Below are 5,348 nucleotides of genomic sequence, written 5' to 3'. Positions count from 1 at the left end.
CTAAAACAAACGCTCATGTAAACAGTAATGTAGAGGAAGAGAGTTATCTCTTTCTAGATATTCCGTCAAGTGAGTGAGTAGTCGAAAGACTTTAAATTCAAGATCGAACTATAGAGTTTGATCCTGGCTCAGATTGAACGCTGGCGGCATGCCTTACACATGCAAGTCGAACGGCAGCACGGGCTTCGGCCTGGTGGCGAGTGGCGAACGGGTGAGTAATACATCGGAACGTGCCTAGTAGTGGGGGATAACGCAGCGAAAGCTGTGCTAATACCGCATAAGATCTAAGGATGAAAGCGGGGGATCGCAAGACCTCGTGCTATTAGAGCGGCCGATGGCAGATTAGGTAGTTGGTGGGGTAAAGGCTTACCAAGCCTGCGATCTGTAGCTGGTCTGAGAGGACGACCAGCCACACTGGGACTGAGACACGGCCCAGACTCCTACGGGAGGCAGCAGTGGGGAATTTTGGACAATGGGCGAAAGCCTGATCCAGCAATGCCGCGTGCAGGATGAAGGCCCTCGGGTTGTAAACTGCTTTTGTACGGAACGAAAAGGCTCTTTCTAATACAAGGGGCACATGACGGTACCGTAAGAATAAGCACCGGCTAACTACGTGCCAGCAGCCGCGGTAATACGTAGGGTGCGAGCGTTAATCGGAATTACTGGGCGTAAAGCGTGCGCAGGCGGTTATGTAAGACAGAGGTGAAATCCCCGGGCTCAACCTGGGAACTGCCTTTGTGACTGCATGGCTAGAGTGCGGCAGAGGGGGATGGAATTCCGCGTGTAGCAGTGAAATGCGTAGATATGCGGAGGAACACCGATGGCGAAGGCAATCCCCTGGGCCTGCACTGACGCTCATGCACGAAAGCGTGGGGAGCAAACAGGATTAGATACCCTGGTAGTCCACGCCCTAAACGATGTCAACTGGTTGTTGGGGATTAATTTTCTCAGTAACGAAGCTAACGCGTGAAGTTGACCGCCTGGGGAGTACGGCCGCAAGGTTGAAACTCAAAGGAATTGACGGGGACCCGCACAAGCGGTGGATGATGTGGTTTAATTCGATGCAACGCGAAAAACCTTACCCACCTTTGACATGTACGGAATCCTAAAGAGATTTGGGAGTGCTCGAAAGAGAGCCGTAACACAGGTGCTGCATGGCTGTCGTCAGCTCGTGTCGTGAGATGTTGGGTTAAGTCCCGCAACGAGCGCAACCCTTGCCATTAGTTGCTACGAAAGGGCACTCTAATGGGACTGCCGGTGACAAACCGGAGGAAGGTGGGGATGACGTCAAGTCCTCATGGCCCTTATAGGTGGGGCTACACACGTCATACAATGGCTGGTACAAAGGGTTGCCAACCCGCGAGGGGGAGCTAATCCCATAAAGCCAGTCGTAGTCCGGATCGCAGTCTGCAACTCGACTGCGTGAAGTCGGAATCGCTAGTAATCGTGGATCAGCATGTCACGGTGAATACGTTCCCGGGTCTTGTACACACCGCCCGTCACACCATGGGAGCGGGTCTCGCCAGAAGTAGGTAGCCTAACCGCAAGGAGGGCGCTTACCACGGCGGGGTTCGTGACTGGGGTGAAGTCGTAACAAGGTAGCCGTATCGGAAGGTGCGGCTGGATCACCTCCTTTCTGGAAAACTGCAATCAAGATTGAACGTCCACACTTATCGGTTGTTGGAAAAAGCTTTGGCTGGGTGCTGAGAAGGCACTTGGTTAAGGGAATGGGTCTGTAGCTCAGCTGGTTAGAGCACCGTCTTGATAAGGCGGGGGTCGTTGGTTCGAGCCCAACTAGACCCACCATCACAAAGCGAAAACCAATGCCTGGTGGCAAGGAAATCCTGGGGGATTAGCTCAGCTGGGAGAGCACCTGCTTTGCAAGCAGGGGGTCGTCGGTTCGATCCCGTCATCCTCCACCAAAAATAGCATCTAAGGGTAAACATTAGGATGTTATAATCTTGGGCTCCTCAATACAAAAGCAGCTTGATAAGCAGGCTGCTTTTGTATTGATCGATCCGATCAATAAGGCTGTTCTTTAAAAATTCATAGAGTCGAAATCAGAGTTACTGGCGGAAAGCGTCGAAAGGCGCACCGTGCCGCCAGTGACTAATTTGATTGCGTCAAAACAGATATTTTGCGAATGCAGATATCTAGTAATGACGAATATTCTCCAAGATAGCAATATCGAGGAATTATTCACATTACGGCATAACGCGCGAGGTGAGAGACCTCGCAAGCGGTTGCTTGACTTGACTGAGATTCTCGCAAGAGAGGTCAAAGTTATAGGGTCAAGTGACTAAGAGCATGTGGTGGATGCCTTGGCGATGATAGGCGACGAAAGACGTGATAGCCTGCGAAAAGCTTCGGGGAGCTGGCAAATAAGCTTTGATCCGGAGGTATCTGAATGGGGAAACCCACCCGCAAGGGTATCGCTAACTGAATACATAGGTTAGCGAGGCGAACCTGGAGAACTGAAACATCTAAGTACCCAGAGGAAAAGACATCAACCGAGATTCCGAAAGTAGTGGCGAGCGAAATCGGAAGAGCCTTCTAGTGATAGTCATTGAGTTAACAAAACGGTGTGGAAAAGCCGGCCATAGTGGGTGATAGCCCCGTATGTGAAAATTCAGTGGTGGTACTAAGCTAGAGACAAGTAGGGCGGGGCACGAGAAACCCTGTCTGAATATGGGGGGACCATCCTCCAAGGCTAAATACTCATCATCGACCGATAGTGAACCAGTACCGTGAGGGAAAGGCGAAAAGAACCCCGGGAGGGGAGTGAAATAGATCCTGAAACCGCATGCTTACAAAAAGTCGGAGCCCTTCGGGGTGACGGCGTACCTTTTGTATAATGGGTCAGCGACTTACATTCAGTGGCAAGCTTAACCGAATAGGGAAGGCGTAGAGAAATCGAGTCCGAATAGGGCGACTAGTCGCTGGGTGTAGACCCGAAACCAAGTGATCTATCCATGGCCAGGATGAAGGTGCCGTAACAGGTACTGGAGGTCCGAACCCACTAGTGTTGCAAAACTAGGGGATGAGCTGTGGATAGGGGTGAAAGGCTAAACAAACTTGGAAATAGCTGGTTCTCTCCGAAAACTATTTAGGTAGTGCCTCAAGTATTACCTGCGGGGGTAGAGCACTGTTTAGGCTAGGGGGTCATGGCGACTTACCAAACCTATGCAAACTCCGAATACTGCAGAGTACAGCTTGGGAGACAGAGCACCGGGTGCTAACGTCCGGACTCAAGAGGGAAACAACCCAGACCGCCAGCTAAGGTCCCTAAAATTGGCTAAGTGGGAAACGAAGTGGGAAGGCTAAAACAGTCAGGATGTTGGCTTAGAAGCAGCCATCATTTAAAGAAAGCGTAATAGCTCACTGATCGAGTCGTCCTGCGCGGAAGATGTAACGGGGCTAAGCCAGTTACCGAAGCTGCGGATGCACAGTTTACTGTGCGTGGTAGGAGAGCGTTCTGTAAGCCTGAGAAGGTGTCTGGTAACGGATGCTGGAGGTATCAGAAGTGCGAATGCTGACATGAGTAGCGTTAAAGCGGGTGAAAAGCCCGCTCGCCGTAAGCGCAAGGTTTTCTACGCAACGTTCATCGGCGTAGAGTGAGTCGGCCCCTAAGGCGAGGCAGAGATGCGTAGCTGATGGGAAACAGGTCAATATTCCTGTACCGATCAATAGTGCGATGTGGGGACGGAGAAGGTTAGCTCAGCCAACTGTTGGATATGTTGGTTCAAGCCTGTAGTCGTGCCTGGTAGGCAAATCCGCCGGGCTTAGATGAGGGGTGATAACGGGTCTGCTTGCAGACGAAGTGAGTGATACCCAGCTTCCAGGAAAAGCCACTAAGCTTCAGCTATTGACGACCGTACCGCAAACCGACACAGGTGCGCGAGATGAGTATTCTAAGGCGCTTGAGAGAACTCAGGAGAAGGAACTCGGCAAATTGACACCGTAACTTCGGGAGAAGGTGTGCCCTCAGTAGGTGAACCTGAACAAGGGGAGCCCAAAGGGGTTGCAAAGAATAGGTGGCTGCGACTGTTTAATAAAAACACAGCACTCTGCAAACACGAAAGTGGACGTATAGGGTGTGACGCCTGCCCGGTGCTGGAAGATTAAATGATGGGGTGCAAGCTCTTGATTGAAGTCCCAGTAAACGGCGGCCGTAACTATAACGGTCCTAAGGTAGCGAAATTCCTTGTCGGGTAAGTTCCGACCTGCACGAATGGCGTAACGATGGCCACACTGTCTCCTCCTGAGACTCAGCGAAGTTGAAATGTTTGTGATGATGCAATCTCCCCGCGGAAAGACGGAAAGACCCCATGAACCTTTACTGTAGCTTTGTATTGGACTTTGAACGGATCTGTGTAGGATAGGTGGGAGGCTTTGAAGTGATGTCGCTAGATGTCATGGAGCCAACGTTGAAATACCACCCTGGTGCGTTTGAGGTTCTAACCTAGGTCCCTAATCGGGATCGGGGACAGTGCATGGTAGGCAGTTTGACTGGGGCGGTCTCCTCCCAAAGCGTAACGGAGGAGTTCGAAGGTACGCTAGTTACGGTCGGACATCGTGACGATAGTGCAATGGCATAAGCGTGCTTAACTGCGAGACTGACAAGTCGAGCAGATGCGAAAGCAGGACATAGTGATCCGGTGGTTCTGTATGGAAGGGCCATCGCTCAACGGATAAAAGGTACTCTGGGGATAACAGGCTGATACCGCCCAAGAGTTCATATCGACGGCGGTGTTTGGCACCTCGATGTCGGCTCATCTCATCCTGGGGCTGTAGTCGGTCCCAAGGGTATGGCTGTTCGCCATTTAAAGAGGTACGTGAGCTGGGTTTAAAACGTCGTGAGACAGTTTGGTCCCTATCTTCCGTGGGCGCTGCAGATTTGAGGAAGCCTGCTCCTAGTACGAGAGGACCGGAGTGGACACACCTCTGGTGTATCGGTTGTCACGCCAGTGGCATCGCCGAGTAGCTAAGTGTGGAAGAGATAACCGCTGAAAGCATCTAAGCGGGAAACTCGTTTCAAGATGAGATCTGCCGGGGGCTTGACCCCCCTGAAGAGTCGTTCTAGACCAGGACGTTGATAGGCTGGGTGTGCAAGTGCAGTAATGCATTGAGCTAACCAGTACTAATTGCTCGTGCGGCTTGACCCTATAACTTTGATTCAAGATCAAAGAACTCTGCAACCGCAGAAGTTATGCCAACAAGGCGCAATCAATACTGATTCCGATTCTATGAATTTAGCTTGGTTGGTATCACCACCAGCCAAGCGCACAAGTTATGCCTGATGACCATAGCAAGTTGGAACCACTCCTTCCCATCCCGAACAGGACAGT

Annotated in this window: 2 tRNA genes and 3 rRNA genes; all 5 read left to right on the top strand. The window is 51.4% G+C overall.

The features are described 5' to 3' along the window. Positions 1-105: 105 nt before the first annotated feature. Positions 106-1,636: ribosomal RNA gene (locus tag ACYVKR_RS24485) — 16S ribosomal RNA — on the top strand. Between the two features lie 93 nt (positions 1,637-1,729). After that, positions 1,730-1,806 (top strand) — tRNA-Ile (locus ACYVKR_RS24480). A 40-nt stretch (positions 1,807-1,846) separates the two neighbouring features. Then, positions 1,847-1,922, top strand: a tRNA-Ala gene (locus ACYVKR_RS24475). A gap of 367 nt (positions 1,923-2,289) precedes the next feature. Beyond that, positions 2,290-5,165, top strand: a 23S ribosomal RNA gene (locus ACYVKR_RS24470). 130 nt (positions 5,166-5,295) lie between these two features. Continuing rightward, positions 5,296-5,348 (top strand): 5S ribosomal RNA (gene rrf, locus ACYVKR_RS24465); the annotation flags it as partial.

The organism is Comamonas humi (assembly GCF_054782535.1).
This window is presented reverse-complemented; position numbering and strand designations above follow the sequence as displayed.